The sequence below is a fragment of the Xenorhabdus cabanillasii genome (assembly GCF_003386665.1).
Lineage (GTDB): Bacteria > Pseudomonadota > Gammaproteobacteria > Enterobacterales > Enterobacteriaceae > Xenorhabdus > Xenorhabdus cabanillasii.
This window is the reverse complement of the sequence record NZ_QTUB01000001.1, coordinates 1,021,538-1,044,850: the sequence shown is the minus strand read 5'-3', so window position 1 is coordinate 1,044,850 and position 23,313 is coordinate 1,021,538. Positions and strand designations below refer to the sequence as shown.

The following is a 23,313-nucleotide window of genomic DNA, read 5'->3' as shown; positions in this document are numbered from 1 at the left end:
GGAAATTTTGATATGCCCGCTTCTGGCTGTGAGTTAAGATCAGTGAACGCATCAGATCTCGCGTGAATTAATACAACTATTATTCACCCTCAATATTCTGGTAATACACCTGCCGAATATAACGCCCCCGCCCATCACCATGCCCTAAATCCATTGACACCAGTGCCAGCGCTTCCCGCTCACTAAAACCCTGTGCTTTATAATGTGCGCCAGATTGCTGTGCAAAATGGTAGCGCATGCTGTGTGGCGCTTGTTTACCCACCAGTCCGGCACGTCTGACCACATAACGGTAACGATCTATCGCCTGATGAAGCGTGGGCTTATTAATCAACTTTCCACTGCGTTCTGCCTTTGCTCGCTCCGCATAGTCAATAGCCTGTTGCAGCGCCTTCCGATCCAGAATAACCGTCTGCCTCGGCCGCCCTCCTTTGGTGCCAAACACCACCCGCACAGAGGTGTGACCATTCTCCAGCGCTTTTTTCCATGTAGCTAAGGATTTGTAAGCTTCCACCGCTTCTTTGGTGCGCAGTCCCAATACATACTCCAGCTGCATCACTGCGGCCACTCCCCGATCTCTTTGCTCGACCTGCTGAAAAGCCGCCTGAAATTCTGCCGGGGTTAATGCCATTTTTGTTCCCCTGCGATCTATATCGGCAATCCCCAGTGCCCGGTTGCTCAATCGCGGATTATCGGCTGCTGCCAGCTTGTGTTTCCCGGCCTGCGCTAAAATGGTTCGCAGTGCCGCCATCTCATTTTGCAGGGTTCGGTGGCTGATAGGGCCAGCCTTTCTCTGTGTAATGTAGTGCTCGATATATTTTGTTTTGAGGCTGTCCATCTGCCGGAGCTTAATGCCCTTGTCTTTCAGAAAGTGAAGAAACTGCCGGGCAATCCGCTCACGATCCGCCACCGTCGCAAAACTCCCGCCCGCTTGCCGGGCATGGGTCATAAATTCTTTTCTGAACCGTTCGATTTTAGAACGTGTCGATTTCTGCGCCATCCTCGCATCTCCTGAGCATTTGCTTTTATTTTATTCATTTTTAAACAAATCCCTGCGTGTCGGTTCAGGTTCACCGTTCCGTGGTGCGTCAGACAATGTGTAGCAAGGGCGAGGTTGTGTTGAGTTTTTGCAGGAGCTCGCGACGTGCTCAGCACAGCGATGACATGCTCCCCGTTCAGAGCCTGATTCAATCAGGGTGAACGCCTCATTATCGTGACGTGGGGAATTTCTCCTTTTTTCGGTATCAGCCTGTTGTCAGGCAGTGGGTTAAAAAACAAACGAAGCAAGTCGATTCAGACAGAACAAGACCCGTAACAACGGGTGACTTTGAGTAATACGGGGATCAAATGGGTCGTAAAGGCAGGCCGGACGTGCTCTGGACGTTAGCCGCTTAGCGGCGTCACTTGGTAATCGCGCTGCTTTTACTCAAGTGACGCCGCACAACATTCAGGACGTTTATCGTCGGTATTCGGGACAACGCAAAGCCTGCGTTGTTCGTATTGCGTGATAAGCCGGTCGTGAATGACACCGGATAACTTTCATCGTCGGACGGTGGGCTATTGTCTGACGATATCTGCTTCCAAAAGTGCGCAGATGTACCGCAAAGTAATGCGCTCCCTTGCAGGCTACGGGAGCTTTGTTTCGCCATCGCATGGGTGATCCTCACAGGCGAACAGATCACTGATAATTACATTTCGATGGTAGCGTGTGCATCAAACCGGGTCAATGTCAGTGCGATGATCTCTGCCCCACGATTTTTACGTGTCCAGAGACTTATACTCAAGTGTAATACCCTTCCTGTATTCTTTAATGTCCAGGGGCTTTTTATCGGTAATGCCGGTTAATTCTGACAAATCAACATCCTTCCCTTCAGTAAGAAAGTGGTTTCTGCGCCTCATGTTGTACAGGTGACGACAATGCTCACACATATCATTCATATTCGCCGGGTTTCTGATGGCCCTGAGTGATCTGACGGCGTATTTACCACATCGGCACCGCACGACATAAATGGATGTGCTTTTCGGGTTACCGCGTTGTGATAAAGGGCGGACACCTAATACCGTAAAAAAACCATATTCATACCCCTGAACTTGCATCAGTATGTTGATTAAATTAACCTGAGCTTCGCTTAAGAAGGGAACTAAAGTGCCTGAGGCACGAGCAAAGTTTTTACTAAAGAAAACAAAATAGTGGAGATCCTCAGGCATGTATAATTTAGAAGAACTTTACTGCTGCGTCGATGATAAATTTTTAGTCTCAATTTTTATAGCTATGGCCTTCGTTGTTCTGGGGGTGTAAGCCGAAACCGCCCAAAATTTTGTCAGCTTAATTTCAGGTCTTCGAACATTGCATCCAAGTCAGTCTCTTTCCCTTCATTATTAAAGGAATAATGGCCTCTTGCCATGTTATGGGGGCATTTTACTGATAAAAATTCCCGCTTTTTCTTTAGCTCCCAGACTTTCTCCATATTTCTGCATCAGCCGAGATATTAAAGCTGAATTGTAGTAAATGAATCACACTCGTCCGGATCTGGAAAAGGGTGAAAATAAGATGGTTATTCACTGATGCTGGCGACCTTTTCATTAGAAATTTTCGTTAAAAATTAAAAAAAATTCTACTATTATCTAATAATCACTAAAAATAAGATATCCTCGCAACATGAAGAGATTAGTAACTCACTTTTCGCTTTTTACTTTTCCGGAGGCTATATGATAGTTGGTAGCACTGTAGTAATGAAAAATGACCTCAAAAAAAAAGAAATGACGGTTATTGAGGTCAACGGGGATAGCGCTGTGTGTGGCTGGCATGAGAACAAACGCTTCCATAAGGAAATAATTCCCCAGAAAGAATTAATTGTCATTTCACCACCTGGGTTAATCAGCAGCATTTTTTAAGGCTACATTCTCAACAAATTCCACTTCCAGAGTGTGAATCCAGATATAGCGATCACACTCGAAATGATTCCATAGACTTTGAAAGTCAGAGATAGACCTAATATATCAATGATTGGTTCTGCTAAAGTAGGCGCGAGAAATTGGCCCAGATATATTGCGGTTATTAATATAGGTATAATAAATCGTAGAGAACGTTCATCGGATGCCGAAATAATTAAAATGTTAAATCCTGGGACGTTTAACCCCAATCCAGCTCCAATGAAAAATAACGAAATAAAAATCATCCAAGTAGAATGGCTGTTACCAAGAATGAATAGTCCTAGCCCCAAGATTATAAAACCAAAAATTACAGATGTGAAATCTTTGGCGAAAATTCTACTGCGACCAAAATATAGAGAAGATAAACACCATATGCCACAAACAAAAGAAAGGTAAATACCAACAGGAGGCAAGACTTTAGAGTTAATATCCATGATGTAATAGGGTAGAAGCGACGGTATCGTAAAATAGATGGCCATATTTAAAAATGCTAACACACAAAAGACTAGGGGTAACACTGTTCTAGTCGGTGGATTTTTAGGCTTTTTCTCAACATTCTGAGGCAGGAATCCTGCTCTTAGAGGCGTTTTATTCAGGGTTATGATTACACCCGGTATTAAGACTAATGAAACTAAGTAAATAAAGAAAGGATATTTCCATTCCATAGTCGCCAAAAATCCGCTAATTAATGAAACGAATATGTTTGCGCCTCCCATGAAAGCTGACTGATCGTAGAATTTTTTACGTATATCTTTAAGATTATCACCTTCAGCCAGAAAAAATGTTACGCTGTACATTAGAATAGCAATTGAGACACCGAGAAAAAACCTAGAAATAATAAGTTTAATGACATCATTCGTAAAATAACCCATACTCCCAAAAAATGCATAAGATAAAAGTCCAACAATCAAAAGATTTCTTCTATTAGGAACATTCTTTAGAATGGCGAGTAATAGGCCTGTCAGCGCGGTTGAAAAAGCCGGTAAAGTTAGAGTTACACGATAAAGAAAATCGGCCTTAATTCCTGAAAATAAATTTTGAAAGTTAAATTCAGGAAGTGAAGGCGCTATAATTGTCGTACCTGTTATTGTCAAAACACTAACTGAATAAAGGATTAATTCCCTGATTCCTAATTTTTCCATATTATCACCTGTTTTAAATAGCTGGCACAATGGCCAGCTATTGATATTCTTACCGCAGAAAAGAACAGATATATTTTACTATCCGATCTGCCTCAGAAAACTGAATGGCGTGAGGTCCATCCAGCCAAATAACGTCTGTATTTTCTTTTCCATACCTACTAATCAAATATTCAGCGACAGCATGGTTATCAACAAGTCGATCCCGATTGGCAAGAATGCACATGACCGGTATTCCTCTTGACGAAGAAATTAGATCAGTTCGGGACAGATCGGCAAGCTCCTGCCACACATCAATGGTGTTCAGAGTGACATTCCTTAAAAGTAGACAATCTGATATCAGAGCGTTCTGAAGGTCTGGATCATCAGTAAAGTCTTCTACTGCCAATGGCACCGGAAAATAATCAATATCATGGGATAACTCGTAGTTAATATTACTCAGCACCTGTTTGACGCTATGGGTTGTCCTAACAAGAATATCGCCATAACGCTCTGTAAACCAGAAACCCGGAGTGATCATAATCAGATTGGAAATCTTGCCCTTAAGTTCAGACTGCGCTGCAACCAGTGCAGCAATTTGACCGCCGAAGCACCAACCGGCCAAATGTATTTTGGCTCCGTTTTGCACAAGATCTAATAGTAGAGAGGCTACATCGTTCAGCTCCTGCTGAACAGATACAATATGCCCTCTTTTCTCGGCGTTCAGCCCAGACCCTCTACGGTCTAGAGCCACAAAGCGGTATGGAGAACGATTAGTAAAGCTATTCCCTAGCGGATACTGCCATCCCGAATGACTCACGCCGCCATGTAACATTACAATGATGTCTTTTGCACACTCATTGCCCCAGGAACGATAATGAAGCGTATAGCCATCAGATGACGTGTGAGTGTGAATTGTCGAATTTCCGAATTCATTGAAGTTACTAATCATGTGTTACTCCTATCACAAGAGCATCAACTTCAATTAACAAATCTGATCTTGCCAATGCCTTGACTACCATCATGGTCATACATGGTCGATGTCCTTCAAGCCATGTATTCAAAATGTGGTTACGCTTTCTGGCTTCCAATATTTCACCACTCCAGTAAAAGGTCATTTTGACAATATCTTGTATGTTTAGCTTTTGCGCTTCTATATTTATACGAATGTTGTTAAGCGCTAAACTGAACTGCTGGGATTGATCGTCAGGGACTGAGCCGTCTTGGTACATACCTATCTGACCCGAGATAACAAGCAGTGATTTATTACTTCCGAGCAATGCTTGATGGGAATATTCCCCTATGGGAGGATGGATCTCAGTAGGATTAATTAGCTTCATATGCTTTTCCTATTTCGCGTGCTGAGCTGATATCTACGTTGGGAGAGTGGATGGTGATGCTTTCAAGGTTATGAATAGATACTGCTGCGCGTGCCGTATTCATGTACATCTGTGCTAACTGCTCCAATTCAAACTCTGAAATTACTTTGCTTTTTGCATTTAGGGTGATGACTATTTCATTAAGGGAAAGATCAAATCCTGCATTAACGAGCAGGCCAAAGTGGGTGTGCTCAAACCATAAGGTTCGAACCAAGGGGCTTCCATCGTTTCCGCTCGTCTGAGGATTCGAGATTGCCTGATAGTTTGAGAATCGGGTGAAATTGAAACATGTAGTCAGATAACTCTTATGACGAGACAGTGAATTAATTTCGCTTAAGGAAAAGCGCTTGTAAGGAAGAGATCTATTTTCGAAATCCCTGAGTTGATGGGCTGCTTCAGTGATAGTCAAATCTGAAAGGTTGCATCTGACAGGAAGAAAATTCAAAAACATACCTAAGGTTTTCTCTGAGTGAAGGCAGTCCGTTCTTCCCCCGCTGAACATACTCGAAATCAGCTCAGGAGTATTAAAAAGAGTTTTGAGGACAGTGAAGTGTACCGCCTGTAGAAGATGTTTCAGTGAAACTCCGGATTTCTGGGCTACATCAGCGAGTCCTAGGGAAAGATCTGACTCGAAGGTGATTTTCGTCTCTGACCATTTGCGGCCACTTTCACTGAAAGTAAATGGCAGCTTAAGTATAGGTTCTTCAAAAAGCACTTCTTTCCAGAAAGCTTTTGCCTCATGCGAGAGTGATTCAGCCTTACTGAGCAAACAATACTCCCTGAAGGTGGGTATCGGTAATTCTTCTCTCAGAATGGGTTTCTTGTTCAGCAAATTTTGGTAGTCCGTCACAAACGACCTGATTAACTGGGATAGACTAAAGCCATCCAGAATACTGTGATGGAAGCTGATAGTGAGATAGAAACGTTCCTCTCCAATTTTATGGCTATAGAATCGTACCAGTTCCTGTTTACTGAAATCAAAAGGCTTTTCTTTCTCAGCTTCAAACCAACGGAGGTATTTATGATACGCGTTAAGTTTATCTGATTGGCTAAAATCTGAATTTTGATGGTTCAAAAAGCTTTTTTTATGTACTTTCTGCAGAGGAATGGTTCCTTCATTTATAACGAAGCTTGTACGGAGTACTGGATGAGCAGCGATTAGTCCCTCCAGAACATTTTCAATATATTCAGGCACACAGCGGAGACTCAATTCATACCCAAATATGTCGTGATATGTTGAAAAGTTTGCTTCCTCGTGATAAGCCTCAATCATTAACAGCTGTGTGTCTGTTAGAGGATAATAGTCCTCTGCCGTCTGATCTTCCTTCAGGGCGGCAGGGATATCGAATGTGAATTGAGGAATTTCAGCATCTGTTTGCTCTTCCATTTTATTCTGAATGGACGCCCAGAATTCTGTCAGACTAGTTGACTCAACGATATTTCTAAGTTTGGCATAATAACCAGCTTTTTTGAGCAATGCGGCTATACGCAGTGCGGAGATTGAATCCACTCCTCGGGAATGATAATTATCATCTATCCCGAAGTGGTTTTTTGTGACGTTGTGGAAAATGGTTACCAAATCTTCAGGTACTGGAAGCCCCCTTTCCGGTATCTGTAGCTGGTTAAAACTTGAAATATAGTCTTTGACAAATGTACTATTTTTAACAGTGTCATGATAATTCAACGTTACGGAATAGCCCCCGGTAAACGGATCTCGGGCAAAATGGAGCATCACCGGAAAGTTAGTCTGCTCGTAGTAACGCGCTCGCCTGATGAAATTCTTTTCAAGAGCATAGGCGTGAAAATCGGTGAAATTAAATACCACGTCAAAGACGTTGTCACGATTAGCTGCTTTCAGCATGTTTGCAAGTGGAAATCTGCGATGATCAAGGCTGAACTTTTCGGTGTTAAAAATATCATTGAGGAGATCGCTTTCGGAAATAGACGATTCTTTCACAATAAATGGAACAGTGTTCAGATACAATCCCAGCGATTTTTCGGCCCCTTCATATTCAAGTCGGCCATTAACGACATGACCAAAGCAAATGTTTTTTTGACCACTCACAGTACGCAAGGTGAGGCAGTGGAAATATAGAGCGACCGTTTTCAAAGGCACTGAATGTTTCCTACTCAGTTCACGCAGTGTAAGAACAAAATCATCTGAAAGTATAATAGATTCTGATTTGCTTGTATGAACATCAACATCTAATCCAAAACCTTTACAGGTTTCCTGTTGGATGGTATTCATCCAGTAAGCTTCACTGTCCCGGCAATTCACAGCTTCAGATTCAGCTGCTACAAAAGTTGCATAACCGTTGTTTAGATTTTCAACTTCTGATTGAGGTTCAACAACAGTACCGTTCACTATTTCATTAATCAATGTGGCTACACTCCAGCCATCGAGCACCGCATGGTGGAAATCCAATGACAGAGCTTTTACACTCTCATCAACGGTGTGCAGGGTGAAGCGAACTAGCGGACCAGATTCAAAATCAAAAGGTACCTGTTTGCGCTTATACTCCCAGTGAACCAGATGGTCGTTGAGATCACCTATGACCTGGATTCTGGTGATGTCCTTGACAGGCTCTGCTAAACATATCTGTATAGGAACACTGCAGGTTGTCATATCAAAGACACATTGCAGCTGTTCGTTACGCTTAAATGCTCTTTCTATTCTTGTAGTGAGTTCACTTACAGATGCATCATCAATTTCATAGGAAAAAATATCATGGTAAACTGATGATTCTTCGTGAAGTAAAGAATGGTAGACCATCCCTTTTTGCAGAACACTCATAGGCCATGCATCAATTCCTTTGTTGCTGACTACTGCTTTATCTGCTGAGTCAATTAAATAATAAGGTTCCATCTTTTTTACACGATGGAAATTTAAATCCGAAGCCATTAGAACCATTTCAGAAATGTTTCTCGCTTCATAAATATCTCTAAGCGTAAGCGTTAATGCATTCTTTTTAAGTTCTGAGATTAATCTCAGAGCTAGAATCGAATCACCACCTATGTTAAAGAAGTTGTCACCAAGGTTGAAAGAACTGGATGGAATTAATTTGCTGATTATTCTATGGAATAAAGCTTCTTTTTCGCTATTGAACTCAATTTCTTTCGGTTCAGTATGGTGTGCTAAAGGTACAGGCAGAGCTCGGCGGTCTAGTTTTCCATTTGCTGAGAGGGGGAGTGTTTCCATAAAAACGAAATGACTCGGAACCATAAATCCGGGCAATTTTTGCGATATTTCGGTTTTAATCTTAGATATTTCATATTGTTCATTACTATTTTTGGAACTGGCATTCAGGGACAAATAAGCCACTAGTCTCTTGATTCCAGTGGATTCGTCAAGAATAACGGCAGCTTCCCTAACCTTATTTACAGTTAAAATAACAGCTTCAATTTCACCAAGCTCAATTCTGAAACCTCTGAGTTTAATTTGATGATCTACTCTTCCAATATATTCAATATTTCCACTCGAATTATATCGAGCCAAATCTCCGGTTTTGTACATCCTAGTATGTTTGCCATCTTCACTTCTTACATCAATAAAGGCCTTATCTGTCAGCTCAGGTTTATTATTATATCCTTCTGCAAGTTGCACACCTGAAATAAATAGTTCTCCAGCAATACCTACGGGCTGCATTCTAAGGGCTTTGTTCAAAACAAAAAGTTGAGTATTCGCGATAGGCTTGCCGATAGGAACAACATTTCCACTGTAATTTTTATCACATTTCCAGAAAGATACATCGATCGCAGCTTCAGTAGGGCCATATAAATTGTGAAGACTACAGGAAAGCTGGGAGTAAAATGATTTTATTATCTCCGCAGAGAGAGCTTCACCGCTGCAAAAAACATTGATCAGACTCGAACATTTTATGCTGAGATCATCTTCTTTAAGGAACGCATTGAGCATTGAAGGAACAAAATGGAGGATAGTTATTCTTTTATCTGCGATTAGATCTTTTAGATAGGTAGTGTCTCTGTGTCCCCCGGGAGTTGCTATGACAATACGGGCTCCGAACATAAGCGGCCAGAAAAATTCCCACACAGAAACATCAAAACTGAATGGTGTCTTCTGAAGAACACGGTCTTTTGGCGTTAATCTGTATTGTTCCTGCATCCAGTAGAGTCGGTTGAACATACCTTTGTGAGTATTAATAACTCCTTTTGGTTTGCCTGTTGAGCCAGACGTATAAATCATGTAGGCTCTGCTATCCGGCGTCAGGTTTATTGAGGGGCCACTGGAATCAGAATCAGGTACATCGTTTAAAGCTTTTTCAAGTGTTATGGCTTCTCCGCGAAAGTTTTTTAGCTTTCCAAAGAATTTATCCTGCGTAAGGATTAATTCTACACCAGAATCCTGAATCATATAATCAATACGATCTTGAGGATATTCTGGATCGATCGGCACCCAAGCTTTACCTGACCTCATGATGGCTAACAGAGCGATAGTCATATCGAAGGATCTTTCCATAATAACACCGATGAACTCGCTTTTAGTTTTAGCAAATAGCCATTGAGCAATGTCTGATGTCAGAGAATTAAGCCTTCCGTAAGTGAGAGTACTATTACCGAATTCCAACGCAACTGACGAGCTACGTTCTTTCATAATAGAGATGATCATTTCCAGAACATTCGTTTTTGGATAAGTTTTTTTCGTGGCGTTCCAGGCCAGTATTTCCTGACGCTCGTTAACAGAGAGAAGCTCAGCGTGGTTGATCGGTGCATCTACATCACTCAGGATTGACGCTGACAGGGTTTCAAAATGATTGAAAATACGATTGATGGTTGAATTTTTAAAAACAGCACAATTATATTCAATATCCAGAATGAACTGTCCACTATGTTGTTCCCGAATGTTGACAAGGAGATCAAATTTTACATGTCGGCGTTTTATGTGAATATCTTTTGTAGATAGCCCCTCTCCAAAATCAATAATACTGTCTTTACCAAGCCAAGTGAGCATAGTCTGAAAAAGGGGATTTACACTAGGATCAGTCTTGATATTTAGTTCCTTGACAAGTAATGGAAATGGCACTCTCTGGTGCAATAATGCTTCATTCAATTTTATGCTTGTCATTTCTAGTATATTTCGGAAATTGATTTCTTGGCTGAATTCGAAATGCAATGCTAGGGTATTTACAAAACACCCAATCACTGACATGTCTTCAAGATTGTGCCTATTCAGCACCGGTACTCCTATATTGATTTCGCTTTGTTCTGTATATCTGTATAGCAGGGCAGAATATAAGGCCATGAAAATGGTATAGACAGAAATATTTTTTTTAGATGATAGTTCTCTAATTTGTTGTGAAATATCATTATTCAATACAAATTCAATAGATGAACCTTCCTGCTCTATCGAAGATTTACGTATATAATCAGTAGGAAGCTTTAAATTATCAGCAATAACGTGGTGTTGTAGTTTCCAGTAGTCAAGAGACTCTTTAATATTTCCGTTCACGAGACTATCAAGTTCAGCTTGAGCTGCCTTTCTGAAATCTCTGGTTCCAACTTGCAGCTGAATTTTCTCGGTATTATGGTCTTTCTTGTACTCTTCAGCCAGCTCTTTAAAAAAATATAGAGAAAGACCATCCATCAACGATGGTATGATGTGCAGTCAAGTTCACAAACACCTTTTCATTTTCTTCGCAGTGTATTATGGTGAATCGATATAATGGACTTAACTGAATATCAAAGGCTTTATAAATAAATTCCTCTAACAGATATTGTGCCTGTTTTTCTGAAGTAGCTTTAATGACACAGATGTCCTTAGCAGAAATAGGATAACTATTTTCAATCCATAATCCATCATCTTCATACATATATTTAATAGAAAAAGCACTGTGACGCGCTAGAACTTTCTCTGCTGCAGTAGAAAGTTTAGCAATTGATATTGGCCCCTGAATACACACCGTTCTATATTCATTGTAGCTGGTACTATTTTTATGTGTTTTGAGATCGGCTTTCCAGATACTTTCTACTGTAAGCGTTGCTTTAATCATTTAATATTCCTTTGCAAAAATTACATCTGAACTCAGGAAACACTATCTACAATGTTGATAACATTTCTAAGCTTGAGCACATCTTCAAAAGTTAAATTTATTCCTAGCTGTTCATTCAATTTCATTGAAATAATCATTGCCTCAATAGAGTTTCCTCCACAAGAATAAAAATCACTATCCAGTTCTATTTCATCATTATTTAAAACATCACGCCATATCTTCAATACGGAGATTTTTAATTCATTATTTAAATCAGTGACTTTATGTTTTGTAGGAGTGAGCTTTATCTTATTCAATTTTACGGAAAGAGCTTTACGATCAATTTTTCCATGTGCAGTTAATGGCACATCATTAATAAGATAGTAATCAGATGGCCACATATAGTGTGGAAGTGTATTCTGTATTCGTTCATTGACCTGCTCAAAAAGAATTCCATTCTCTTGATGACATTTAAGATATGCAATCAAGAACGTAAATTCTCCTCTAGATTCCTTAGTAACAATTGCAGTGTCAATGGAGGTATGATTGTTTAAGACAGTTTCTATCTCATTCAAATCAACACGGTAGCCGTTAACTTTTATCTGTTCATCGATGCGACCACAGAAAAAAATATCTCCAAAAGCGTTCCGATAAGCAAAATCACCGGTTTTGTAAACAAATGGTGCACCAGGAAGGGAATACATACTGACAAATTTTTGACTCTCTTCAGTTTCACGATGAACATATCCTTCGGCAAGTGCAATACCGCTTATACAAAGCTCACCGATTTCATCGACAGCGGCTTCTTTACCATCCTGTGTCACAATATAAACCAGAACATTTGCAACAGGTTTTCCGATAGGAATTTCACCTAGTAAATCCGTTTTCGTCACTGTATGAGTTAGCACCTGTATGGTAGTTTCTGTTGGCCCATAAAGATTATGAAGGGCTGCGTCAGAAAGATTAAAGAAAGACTTGGCAAGTTCACTTGCTAGAGTTTCTCCTCCTGTAAAGACGTTTTTCAGCGATCTACATTCTTTGAAGGCTGGTTCTTTAAGAACTTTTTTTAGCATGGCTGGAACAAACTGCACAGTATTTATATTAAATTTATTAATTGTTTCAGCAAGATAGCGAGGAATTTTATCTTTATCAGGATCTGCCAAGAAAAGCGTACCGCCACAAAAAAATGAGATAAATATTTCCCACACGGAAGCATCAAATGTCAATGCCGTTTTATTAATAATTCTGGTTTCGTTGTTAAAACCATAAGTTTCAGTCATCCAGCTGAGAAGGTTGGCTACGGCAGATGATTTAATTTTTACCCCTTTAGGGTTTCCTGTTGTTCCAGATGTATAAAGAATATATGCGATATGTGGTAACTGACTATTATCAATTGCCATGTTGTTTTTTGCTATTAGTGGCATTACTTCTATATTATTAGATATGCTATTTGTTGAAATAATAAAGTCGGCGCCAACATCTTGTTTTATGAATTCCTTTCTTTCTTTAGAATGAGCGGGGTCTACAGGAACATAAGCAGAACCAATATTTACCAAAGCTAATATGTAACATATGCAATCAATATTTCTTTTTAACTCAACTATCACACAAGAATGTTTTGTAATTCGTTTATTAATTAACAAATTAGATACACCCTCGACTTTATCAGCCAATTCTTTATAAGTTAATTTTAAAAATTCAGATTGAATGGCAATATTCTCTGGATTTTTTCTTAAACCACTTTGTATCATTTCCCCTAGTTTATTATCCACTAGAAACTCCTTCACATTTGAAATTATTTAATATCCACATGATATAAACCCATTAATTCATCATCCAATAATAATTTATTTTCATTCTATATTATTTAAACTTTAACTATATCGAATGGGTTGTTGTTTTTTAAAAGATACAAATATTTTTATACATAAATAAATAATTTAATGAAGAAGTAAAGTGGTGTTTTTCATTATTCATTATTTATGTGATGAATATCACCAGTTAGTTTGATGAGGTTAAGAAAATTATTGCATTAGAAACACGACTAAGTTAAAAATCTCATTATTATAAATAACAACGCTATCAATATTTAACAATCAAGATGATAGATTATTATATGAACACGATATGAGTAAATATAAATATTTTCTTAAAAACTGTAATGTTATTATGGCCATATCTATTTTCATGATTTTCACGGCTAGCTATTCCTGCGCTATTCCGGAAAAAAATGGATACAAAATCATTCGTAAAATTCCTCACAACCAAGAATCATTTACACAAGGATTAATTTCAGATGGAAATAACATTATAGAATCCACTGGATTTTATAATAAATCAAAAATAAACGTTATCGATTCTGCTAATGGAACTCTACTCAAATCTAAAGAATTACCTAAAGATGTATGGGGAGAGGGATTAACTAAACTGAACGGGAGGTATTACGTTCTAACTTGGAAGGAAAATAAACTGTTAGTATTGGATACTGACAATTTTCATATCATTGAGTCAATTAACTATGAGGGGGAAGGATGGGGTTTAACGACTGATGGTAAAAACCTTATCATGAGTAATGGAAGTGCTGAGTTATTCTATCGTAACCCCTCAGATTTTTCGGTGGAAAAAAGCATTCAAGTTACTTACAACAGTAAGAAAATTGAGAAAATAAATGAACTCGAATGGATAAAGGGGCTGATTTACGCCAACGTCTGGTACACCGACATCATACTTGTTATCGACCCTACTAATGGGAAGGTCATTAAATGGATTGACTTGGCTGGTATACAATTTAGTCTTGATATTTTTGATAAAAATACCAACACATTGAATGGAATCGCTTATGATCCTATCTCCGATAAAATTTACGTGACGGGGAAAAATTGGTCAAATATATTTGAAGTTAAATTCACTGGGAATGACCCGTATAAATGATTATTGATAGTTGAGAGTAAACGGATATAGTGCTCTGTTGTATTGGTGTGATTGCTGAGAATGTTCTAGCACCCTAATATTGGTCCCCATTATCCTGTTCTGGCTAAAAATATTGAAAAGCTTGAAGAACAAGAGGCCAATAAAGTCGTAACGGAAGCTTTAAGCAAAGCCTTCATCATTGTTAAGCAGCTTAACGTCAGAGGTAATAAAATCACATATGAGGCGATTGTGGCTGATAGGAAATGTTAAAGTAGCAGCTGCAGTAGCGCAGGTATCAGAAAGCGCCAGGCGGGTACTGATTGAAGAACTCGATTGTAGAAGATAACGGCCACAGAACACTTAACTCCCTCTAAGACCATTTTACGGCGATTGAGCCTGTAAATAATTCCGTGTATTTGCCCTTTGATTAAAGGTGGCCGTTTAATCGGTCACCGAACTCAATAATAAAACGACTCATTGCCTGTTTCCAGTTTTAGATTGGCATACTCCATTTCCTTGAGGCTGATTCAATGGCCAGATAAATCACTTTACGCACCGAGTCATCGGTAGGAAATACCTTACGCTTTTTGATAGCATGTCGGATAACACTATTCAGTGATTCTATGGCATTCGTTGTATAAATCACCTTGCAGATATCGGCGGGATAGGCAAAGAAGGTATTGAGATTTTCCCAATGCGTGTGCCAACTTTTGCTGATTTGAGGGTATTTTTCATCCCAGATTTCCGCAAATTTATCCAACGCGTTCAAGGTGCGTATTACCATGAAAGAGATCAGGTAATAACGCTGTTTTTCAAGTTAGTTGTCGCTTAAATTGTCTTTAATCCCGCCGTTACCGCTTTGTCGTCTTTTCAGGCGACATATTTCAAGCTATTACGCACCATATGAATGATGCACAGCTGGATGTGGGTTTGTGGATAGACGCTGTTTATGGCATCAGGAAACCCTTTCAGTCCATCAATGCAGGCAATTAAAATATCCTGTAATCCCCGGTTTTTCAGTTCGGTCAGCACATTGAGCCAAAACTTGGCGCCTTCATTTTCGGCTATCCACATCCCCAGAAGTTCTTTATGCCCGTCGAGATTGATGCCCAATGCAAGGAAAACAGATTTATTGGTGATACTGCCTTCATGACGCACCTTGACCACAATACAGTCAAGATAAACAATGGGATAAAGTGATTCTAACGGTCTGTTTTGCCATGCCAGAACCTGCTCTTTAACCGCATCGGTGACTTTTGATATTAGTGAGGGTGAAACATCCGCATCATACATTTCTTCAATTTCTCGACGGATATCGCCATAACTCATCCCCAACGCAAACAGGCGGATAATTTTCTGTTCAATCTCATTCGAGAGTGTGGTTTGGTGCTTTTTCACCAACTGTGGCTCAAAGGTTCCGTTGCGATCACGAGGTGTCGCCAGTTCGAAACCGCCTGTAGAGGCTTTAATGCGCTTCTTAGTCGACCCGTTCTTTCGGTTGGTTTGAATATCCTGAGCTAAATGGGGATCGAGTTCAGCGGCCAAATTCAGTCAACTGCTTAATGAGTGGGGTCAGGATGCCATCTTTACCGGTCAGAGCCTGACCTGCCTGAAGTGCTTTTAACGCTTTATCAAAATCGAAGGGTTGAGTCATTTTTCATTCCTTTTTGAGGTATTTTACTGGAATGACACAGAATTTCTAACACTCCCCTAAAATTCATTGTCCGTGATATATTGTTTTTTACTTAATTGAATTTGTTCTATAAGCCATTTTCTAAAGTGAGTGATTATTTCTTTCTTAACACCCGTTTTATTTTCAATGAAATAATAACGACATCCTGTTAGCTTTTGCTCAAGCGGCTGATATAACAAACCATTATTTATAGCATCATCCGCAATGACCCTGCTGGAAATGAATACGCCCTGACCGGCAATTACGTACTGCATAGCATGAACCTCGTCAGTAAAATGTACACCTTCGTCAACGTTTAAACTCGAAGGACCAAATATTGAGCGCCATTTTTCCCAATCAACCGGATATTTTGGAAAGCGTCTTTCCTTGACATGGATAAGTGGAAAATTCAGTAAATCATCCAGGCTGTTTATCTTCAACTGAGGACTTGCAACGACAGTAAATGAATCCTCTGAAAGCAGGTATGACGTCATTTGCTCATCGGGTGTATCGCCGTAACGGATAGCAATATCAATGTTATTCTCTTCTAATGAAATAATAGTATCGCTAGTGTGAATATACAGTGTGATTTCAGGGAAAGTTTGTCTGAATAATTCCATTCTCGGCATTAACCAATATGAAGCAAACGCATTTGTTGTTGTCAATGAAAGTGTTTTGTCATCTTTAGGGAACCTCTAAAAACTCTCAATACAAAAAATAAGGTCAATGTTGCACTCATCAATAAATGACCTTATTGTGTATGACTTTTTCTTGCTTTTTCAGGGGGAAAAATAAACTCATCGCTTTTTCATCATATACCGAAATTAAAAGGCATGAAGGCCGGATTTTCCAAAATAAACCAAACGTTGTAAATCATAACAAGTGGCCTTCAGAATCATCGCAAAATTGGCTCGCAGCCGGCCTACCGTTCGGATGAGTTTGTCACCCATCTGGGAGAATGAACCAAAGATATGTTCTACCCGTGCCCGGGTTTTCGCTATTTTCTTATTTCGTCTTTTCTGACAGGCTGATAATGGCTTCTTTCGTAACGCTTTTCTCTGAATATGAACACGATAGCCCTGTTCCTTCAGCGCGTGTTCACGCATCTGGCTGGCATACCCTTTATCCGCATAAATGTCCCGGCTTGTATTTGACCGTTCCAAAACGGCTTCAAAAAACTGGCTATCATGTGCGGAGGCGGTTCCTGTCGCGATGTTGCGAATCACTTTATATTTTGTATCGACATTAATGGTAAGTTTATAGCCAAAATAACTTTTACCGTGCTTTTTCGTCCAGGTTGCCTCGGTATCTTTCTGGCATCGTTTGTTTGCTGTCCAGTCATCAGGGGTTTTACCCTGACGAATTTGTTCATTCTCTTCTTTCTTATTGTGTTGCTTAGGAACCGGAATCAACGTGGCATCAATGACTTGGCCACCTCGGGGAATGAATCCCTGTGCCGAAAGCTGATGCTTCGCTTCTTCAAACAATGCCTTGGCCCCTTCCTGCCCAATCCGTTTTTCGAAATACCCAATCGTGTTACGGTCTGGAATATTAATGACATCGGTCAAGCGACAAAAACGTTGCCAGCTCATTCGGTCAAGCAGTTGATATTCCATCTTTTCATCAGAAAGATTATGGAAATGTTTCAGGATAATGATGCGAACCATCACCTCAGTCGGGAATGGCGGGCGTCCGCCTTTGGGAGAAATAATCCGTGGCGCGACACGGTCTACGGTGTCAGCCAGTGCCGAGAAATCAACATATTTATCAAGAACAAGCAGTGGATCACCTAATTCATCGAGTTTTCGACGGTGATATTCGGATGCCAGCTTGTCTTTTTTTAAAGCAGAACGAGGCGGTATCATGACGGCGCTACCTTGCAGAGATGTACTGTGTCTACATTTTACTCAATTTTGTGGCTGTGAAAAGTTTTTGGAGGTTCCCTAAAGAAGGTTATCCCATGAAAAAACTGATCAATGCTGATTCTTATTTAGGATCTTCAAAAACACGCTTCTTTAGTTCTGGTTATAAGAAAGTTGATTATGAAATAAAAGATGAAATTATACTTGGCAATGAATACAACTCTATGCTGACACTGATTTATCCTGATGACTGGTCTATCAAAAATAAAAAAAATCTCAATCCTCACTTAAGTAGTGTGGACGTAATATTAATGTCTGCTTATGCAAGTGGAAAATTACTTAATCAATTTGAAAACTCTTATTATAAAATAACTTCTATGATGATCTGTGCATCGCATACCCCTGTTGAAAGACTGACAAATATACCAATTAATTTCGGTCTGAATTATTGCGAGGAAGAAGGTGTTATTTATTTACAGGGAAAAGTTGGAAATATGAAATCTCAACTGAAAGTTGAGAGGAAAAAAGATAATGATATATTACTAACTCCTGTTTTTAGCCGTAAGGAATTTAAAAGTGTAAATCATGAAATAAAGGATATTTTATTAGAGGGTAAATACAAAAGTGAAGCCTTAGTAGTCAAGACTATTTTGGGGAGAAAAACCGATTATATTGATTATATAGATGCTTTCGTTTCAAGTTTACAGATTGGACAAATTCTTCTGTATGAATTAGATGGTATTACCAGGGAAGAATCTAACAATCTCTGGATGCGTAACATAAAATTAAATGAAACTGATGCATATAATCACAAAAATTCTGGAACATTAGAAGTAACTTTGGAGAATACGAATTTGATATCCAAAGGAAACTATAAGTGGAGAAGCGCTGACATTGTTGCGAACCTTAATAATATTCAGGTTCGATGCTCTGTCGCACATCAACTAAATCATTGAGGCAGTTATGGCAGTAAAAATTGTTGGATTAGGGGCATCACTACCTAAAAATCAAGTTTCAAATAAAGGCATTTCAGAGTATTTGGATACCAATGATGAATGGATAACAACAAGGACAGGAATAAAAAACAGATTTCATGCAACTGAAGGTGAGCATACAAGTCATTTGGCTTTTAAAGCGGGGAAAGCGGCATTATCTAGTATGAATCGTGAAAATAATTTTGAGATTGATACGTTAATTGTTGCTACTTCAACACCTGACAGGTTATGCCCAGCTACGGCTCCTAAAGTTGCAACAATGCTAGGATTAGGAAAAATTAGAGCATTCGATATAAATGCAGTTTGCACTGGTTTTGTATATGGACTTGAACTAGCCGAGTCATTTATAAGATCTGGAAAATCTAAAAGATTAATGCTTATTGGTGCAGATGTTTTTACTACAATCCTGGACAAAAGTGATAGAGCAACCTACCCGTTATTTGGTGATGGTGCGGGAGCTGTAATTCTTGAGCAAGGAGATGAAGAAAATATTCTTTCCACTTATACAGGAAGTGACGGTGAATATGAAAATCTGATTACTATCTTTAATGGTGGAAGTGAATCTAAGCTTTCAGGGAACAAAAACAAAATTTCAACATCTTCATATTTCAAAATGGAGGGTAAAGAGGTTTTTTTAAAAGCCATTTCACATATGAAAAACTCTGTTCAAAGAGTTCTGGAACTCAGTAATACTGAGACAAATGAAATAGATTATATTGTCCCACATCAGGCAAATAAGAGAATAATAGATACATTAACTCAGTTATTTGATTTGAAAGAAACACAAGCATTAATGAGTCTTGAAGAATTCGGAAATACCTCAGCTGCATCGATACCACTTACACTAGCTGTCTATGCCAGAAATAATACAATAAAATCTGGTCATAAAATTGTTATTACTGCATTTGGTGGAGGGATTACATGGGGAGCCGCTGTTATTAAATGGCCTAATTCTGTATTTAAATCCATGGTTTTGAACTGACTAAATGGAGTGAGGTATGAAAACTATTCTTTTTGATCGTATTAAGTCTCTTCTTACAGATAAGTACTATGTTTCAGCTGACAACGTGACTCAAGATGTCATTTATGAAGACCTTGAACTGGATTCTTTAACTTTGTTAGAAATTTCAGTAATACTAGAAAAAGAATTTAACCTTATAATTCCCGATGGGCTTATTTCCTCAGAAATGTCTATTGACGAATCGATAGATACAATTTTGAATAATAATGTTAATGCAACATGATTTATTTAATGAGGCATGGAAGTACCAGTTACAACTTGATGGGGAGAATGTTAGGGCAAACTGATATTCCCTTATGTGAAACTGGTATCAAAAATGTGAGAAGTATTGCGCCTAAAATGAGAGATTTTGGTATTAAGTTGATCAGATAAACTATCTGCATTTTGTTATAATAGGCAATACGATAACCTGACTGATAGCTTCCACTCATGAAATCAAATATAGTCCTTTCTGAGCCTGAACGGATCACGTTACAACAACTTGCCTTGAATCATCAGCATCGGGACATCCGTACGCGAGGGACGGGTTTGCTCATGCTGGACAGAGGAATAAAACCGCCCCAGATTGCTGCTGAAATTAGGATGCAGTGTCCGGGTTATCTATAATTGGGTTCACGCATGGCATGATTTCGGTATCGCGGGATTATTAGGCGGCCATGTCGGAGGACGGTATCCGGCCATGACGCCTGAAATGATTGCCACGGCGGTCGAAGCCGCCAGCGCAGAGTCCCTGACGTTGGCCCGGATAGCCCGGTGCGTTGAGGCCAGGCATGGTCTCTTGCCCTGTACGTTTGAAACGCTGGCGAATACCCTGAAAAAGCAGGGACTCACCTATAAACGCACCCGCCTGTCGCTTAAAAAAACGCGACGAAACGGAATTTGCTCACAAATTCGCCTTGCTGAGTAAAATTAAGGCTGGAGCCCGGTCAGGCCACTACCGTCTGGTCTATTTTGATGAAGCCGGTTTTGCTGCGTCTCCGCCGGTGCAATACGGTTGGAGTCCACGAGGTAAACCCCATGAAACTGAACCGAAAGAGCATGTCAGCCGGTCAGTTCTGGGCGCCTTAAATTACACGGACAACAGTCTGTTTTACCAGACGGTGTCAGGCAGTACAACGCGGGCTAACGTGATTGATTTTTTAGAGCAGGTCGCCCAACAGGGGGACGATCGCCTGACATTTGTCGTGTTAGATAATGCGCCTATTCACCATGGGATAGAGGAAGAAATTCAAAAGCGCTGGTTATACGAACACAACCTGTTTTTATTTTACCTTCCCGCCTACAGCCCAGAGCTGAATCTGATTGAAATCGTCTGGAAGCAGGCCAAGTACCACTGGCGACGTTTCATCACTTGGACTCAGGAGACAATGGAGAATGAATTAAATACGTTATTGGGCGGTTATGGTAACCGATTTGCAATTAATTTCTCTTGAGTACTTAGCCGTCTGAATTGCTCTAATATAATTTGAGCAATAAATCAATCTAAGTTAATCAGATAAATTATCTGCATTACTGTTACAATCGATAACACGATAACCTGATTCTCTGCCTGTTCTTATGAAATCGAAGATAATACTTTCTGAGCCTGAACGAATCACATTGCAACAACTTGCTTTGAATCATCCACATCGGGACATTCGTACGCGAGGAACGGGTTTGCTCATGCTTGCCAGAGGGATCAAGCCGTCCCAGATCACCGCTGAAATCGGATGCAGTCTCCGGGTTATCTATAATTGGGTTCACATGTGGCACAATTCAGGGATAGCGGGATTATTAGGTGGTCATGCCGGAGGCCGGTATCTCGCCATGACGCCTGACATGATTGCCACTGCGGTCGAAGCGGCCAGCGCAGAGTCCCTGACACTCGCCCGGATAGCTCAGTGCGTTGAGGCAAAGCATGGTGCCCTGCCTTGTACGCTTGAAACGCTGGCAAATACCCTGAAAAAGCAGGGGCTCACCTATAAACGAACCCGACTGTCGCTTAAAAAAAGCGTAACGAAACGGAGTTTGCTAAAAAATCCGCCTTGCTGAATAAAATTAAGGCTGGAGCACAGTTAGGCCATTACCGTCTGCTCTATTTCGATGAGGCGGGTTTTGCCGCGTCTCCTCCGGTGCAATATGGATGGAGTCCACGGGGTAAGCCCCATAAAACTGAGCCTCGAGAGCATGACAGACGGTCAGTTCTGGGGGCGTTAAATTACACGGATAACACGCTGTTTTACCAGACAACGTCAGGCAGTATCACGCGCGATGACGTGATTGATTTTTTAGAGCAGGTCGCCAAACAAGGGGACAACCGCCTGACATTTTTAGTGTTGGATAATGCGCGTATCCATCACGGGATCGAAGAACAAATCAGAAATGGCTGGTTACGAGAACACAACATGTTTTTATTCTATCTTCCCGCTTACAGCCCAGAGCTGAATTTGATTGAGATCGTCTGGAAACAGGCCAAATACCATTGGCGACGTTTTATCACTTGGACTCAGAATACAATGGAGCATGAATTAAATACTTTATTGAAAGGTTATGGCGACCAATTTGCAATTAACTTTTCTTGAGTACTTATAAAACCAAAATGCAGATAACACACTATGTGGTGGAGACAATAATTTATCCCTATTTTCAGCAGAAGAAGTTACATCTTCACCAATATAATTACCATACGCTGTATAGTTCCCTTCAAATGTCAATTGTATTAAGCCTCGACCATACCAAGGGTTATAATTCTTTCTTTCCCCTCCAATTTCTTTCGTATATTGTAATCCACCACTTTCATGGCATACCTGCGCTAAAAAATGGGCTTTGCCTCGGCATGTAGTAATACCAAACCTATTAAAACCCTGATTAAATGCTTCTAAATTGTTTTGAAGTCTTGTTTGTGGTGCATTGGGCAATATCTCTTGTAGTTCAGCTAAAGTAATGTCTCTATCACATGCACATCCATGAATCACCCTTATTTCCAGCACATGCCGTCGCTTGAGTTGGTGGGTTGACAATCCCTGTAAGGTCGAGCCACGGAAATGTTCTGAGTTCTGTAATTCCTGCTCTTGCCACCCGCTAATTGTAGGATACCCATCACTAAGCATACCCAATGTGGTGTATTGATATCCATGCCCGTCCAATATGGCTGTTGGCTTAACATGGGAATTGGCTTCTCCAGTTTGTTGACGAGGTGTCCGTTTGACAATTTCATCCGCCAGTGGTTGTGCTGATATGGATAAAATAACTGGCATTGGCGGAAGGTCTTCTTCACGTAATATTCCATTCCCATCTGTCGTACCTGTTCGCTCAATACTTGGGTTCAATCGGCTTTTCAATTTATAAGGCATTCCAACCAGTGGCTTGTCTTCTTCATCTACAAGTTGAAATTCAATCCACTGTTTCAATATATTTGGGCAATTAATGCAATCTGTTTGTTCTAACTGACTCATTCTT

22 protein-coding genes and 1 pseudogene are annotated in these 23,313 nt (G+C 40.0%); 11 read left to right on the top strand and 12 right to left on the bottom strand.

Translation table 11 applies throughout. The annotated features are described in order from the left end of the window. Positions 1-79 precede the first annotated feature (79 nt). Together BDD26_RS05165 and BDD26_RS19360 are read right to left on the bottom strand one after the other, a co-directional pair. The gene (locus tag BDD26_RS05165) at positions 80-997 is read right to left on the bottom strand and encodes an integrase domain-containing protein (protein ID WP_115825725.1); all 918 of its coding nucleotides are present in this window, start codon (positions 995-997) and stop codon (positions 80-82) included. A gap of 456 nt (positions 998-1,453) precedes the next feature. Next, entirely contained in the window at positions 1,454-1,651 is a 198-nt protein-coding gene (locus tag BDD26_RS19360) for a hypothetical protein (protein ID WP_147298998.1), read from the bottom strand. Positions 1,652-2,706: 1,055 nt separating this feature from the next. Here BDD26_RS19360 and BDD26_RS05155 point away from each other — a divergent pair. Further along, the gene (locus BDD26_RS05155; RefSeq protein WP_115825724.1) at positions 2,707-2,892 is read left to right on the top strand and encodes a hypothetical protein; all 186 of its coding nucleotides are present in this window, start codon (positions 2,707-2,709) and stop codon (positions 2,890-2,892) included. A gap of 2 nt (positions 2,893-2,894) precedes the next feature. On the opposite strand, the gene BDD26_RS05150 is transcribed toward BDD26_RS05155, so the two are convergent. The 6 genes from BDD26_RS05150 to BDD26_RS05125 are packed head-to-tail and all read right to left on the bottom strand — an operon-like array spanning position 2,895 to position 13,187. Then, on the bottom strand, positions 2,895-4,073 hold the full coding sequence (locus tag BDD26_RS05150; protein ID WP_115825723.1) for an MFS transporter: 1,179 nt from the start codon (positions 4,071-4,073) through the stop codon (positions 2,895-2,897). 49 nt (positions 4,074-4,122) lie between these two features. Then, positions 4,123-5,001, bottom strand: a complete 879-nt coding sequence (locus tag BDD26_RS05145) for an alpha/beta hydrolase (protein ID WP_115825722.1) — start codon at positions 4,999-5,001, stop codon at positions 4,123-4,125. Further along, positions 4,994-5,389 (bottom strand): RidA family protein, encoded by a 396-nt coding sequence (locus BDD26_RS05140; RefSeq protein ID WP_115825721.1) that lies wholly within the window; start codon positions 5,387-5,389, stop codon positions 4,994-4,996. Before BDD26_RS05140 ends, BDD26_RS05145 begins: the two co-directional genes overlap by 8 nt. After that, on the bottom strand, positions 5,376-11,030 hold the full coding sequence (locus BDD26_RS20475; RefSeq protein ID WP_115825720.1) for a non-ribosomal peptide synthetase: 5,655 nt from the start codon (positions 11,028-11,030) through the stop codon (positions 5,376-5,378). Before BDD26_RS20475 ends, BDD26_RS05140 begins: the two co-directional genes overlap by 14 nt. Continuing rightward, a complete protein-coding gene (locus BDD26_RS20470; RefSeq protein WP_115825719.1) occupies positions 11,002-11,436 on the bottom strand; it encodes a condensation domain-containing protein in 435 nt (144 codons plus the stop codon). Before BDD26_RS20470 ends, BDD26_RS20475 begins: the two co-directional genes overlap by 29 nt. 32 nt (positions 11,437-11,468) lie before the next feature. Next, positions 11,469-13,187, bottom strand: coding sequence for a non-ribosomal peptide synthetase (locus tag BDD26_RS05125; RefSeq protein ID WP_115825718.1), 1,719 nt, complete (start codon positions 13,185-13,187; stop codon positions 11,469-11,471). A gap of 355 nt (positions 13,188-13,542) precedes the next feature. On the opposite strand from BDD26_RS05125, the gene BDD26_RS05120 reads away from it, so the two are divergent. After that, positions 13,543-14,346 (top strand): glutaminyl-peptide cyclotransferase, encoded by an 804-nt coding sequence (locus BDD26_RS05120; protein WP_244922658.1) that lies wholly within the window; start codon positions 13,543-13,545, stop codon positions 14,344-14,346. Between the two features lie 406 nt (positions 14,347-14,752). Here the strand turns inward: BDD26_RS05120 and BDD26_RS05110 are convergent. The 3 genes and pseudogenes from BDD26_RS05110 to BDD26_RS05100 form a co-directional block, all read right to left on the bottom strand. Then, positions 14,753-15,979 (bottom strand): annotated as a pseudogene (locus BDD26_RS05110) (IS256 family transposase). 56 nt (positions 15,980-16,035) lie between these two features. After that, positions 16,036-16,662, bottom strand: a complete 627-nt coding sequence (locus tag BDD26_RS05105; protein WP_115825716.1) for a LysR substrate-binding domain-containing protein — start codon at positions 16,660-16,662, stop codon at positions 16,036-16,038. Positions 16,663-16,821: 159 nt separating this feature from the next. Continuing rightward, entirely contained in the window at positions 16,822-17,859 is a 1,038-nt protein-coding gene (locus BDD26_RS05100) for an IS5 family transposase (RefSeq protein ID WP_099119548.1), read from the bottom strand. A 98-nt stretch (positions 17,860-17,957) separates the two neighbouring features. On the opposite strand from BDD26_RS05100, the gene BDD26_RS05095 reads away from it, so the two are divergent. The 9 genes from BDD26_RS05095 to BDD26_RS05060 all read left to right on the top strand — a co-directional run bounded on the left by BDD26_RS05095 (position 17,958) and on the right by BDD26_RS05060 (position 22,436). Then, a complete protein-coding gene (locus BDD26_RS05095; protein WP_170140373.1) occupies positions 17,958-18,815 on the top strand; it encodes an AvrD family protein in 858 nt (285 codons plus the stop codon). A 7-nt stretch (positions 18,816-18,822) separates the two neighbouring features. Then, on the top strand, positions 18,823-19,836 hold the full coding sequence (locus BDD26_RS05090; protein WP_115825714.1) for a beta-ketoacyl-ACP synthase III: 1,014 nt from the start codon (positions 18,823-18,825) through the stop codon (positions 19,834-19,836). 16 nt (positions 19,837-19,852) lie between these two features. After that, positions 19,853-20,098 carry an acyl carrier protein gene (locus BDD26_RS05085; RefSeq protein WP_115825713.1) on the top strand — a complete coding sequence of 82 codons (246 nt, stop codon included), beginning with the start codon at positions 19,853-19,855 and terminating at the stop codon, positions 20,096-20,098. Continuing rightward, positions 20,095-20,247, top strand: coding sequence for a histidine phosphatase family protein (locus tag BDD26_RS20775; RefSeq protein ID WP_115825712.1), 153 nt, complete (start codon positions 20,095-20,097; stop codon positions 20,245-20,247). Before BDD26_RS05085 ends, BDD26_RS20775 begins: the two co-directional genes overlap by 4 nt. Before the next feature lie 57 nt (positions 20,248-20,304). Continuing rightward, positions 20,305-20,481: a hypothetical protein gene (locus tag BDD26_RS19980; RefSeq protein ID WP_244922656.1), complete on the top strand. Its 177-nt coding sequence runs from the start codon at positions 20,305-20,307 to the stop codon at positions 20,479-20,481. Further along, entirely contained in the window at positions 20,441-20,782 is a 342-nt protein-coding gene (locus BDD26_RS05075) for a helix-turn-helix domain-containing protein (RefSeq protein ID WP_244922655.1), read from the top strand. Before BDD26_RS19980 ends, BDD26_RS05075 begins: the two co-directional genes overlap by 41 nt. Then, positions 20,772-21,308 (top strand): IS630 family transposase, encoded by a 537-nt coding sequence (locus BDD26_RS05070; protein ID WP_099119571.1) that lies wholly within the window; start codon positions 20,772-20,774, stop codon positions 21,306-21,308. The genes BDD26_RS05075 and BDD26_RS05070 overlap by 11 nt, the downstream gene beginning before the upstream one ends. A 124-nt stretch (positions 21,309-21,432) precedes the next feature. Next, complete coding sequence (locus BDD26_RS05065) at positions 21,433-21,906, top strand: helix-turn-helix domain-containing protein (protein WP_051502334.1); 474 nt, start codon at positions 21,433-21,435, stop codon at positions 21,904-21,906. Next, positions 21,900-22,436: an IS630 family transposase gene (locus BDD26_RS05060; protein WP_084766466.1), complete on the top strand. Its 537-nt coding sequence runs from the start codon at positions 21,900-21,902 to the stop codon at positions 22,434-22,436. Before BDD26_RS05065 ends, BDD26_RS05060 begins: the two co-directional genes overlap by 7 nt. On the opposite strand, the gene BDD26_RS05055 is transcribed toward BDD26_RS05060, so the two are convergent. After that, the gene (locus tag BDD26_RS05055; protein WP_115825710.1) at positions 22,392-23,309 is read right to left on the bottom strand and encodes a glycoside hydrolase family 19 protein; all 918 of its coding nucleotides are present in this window, start codon (positions 23,307-23,309) and stop codon (positions 22,392-22,394) included. The genes BDD26_RS05060 and BDD26_RS05055 overlap by 45 nt on opposite strands. Positions 23,310-23,313 lie beyond the last annotated feature (4 nt).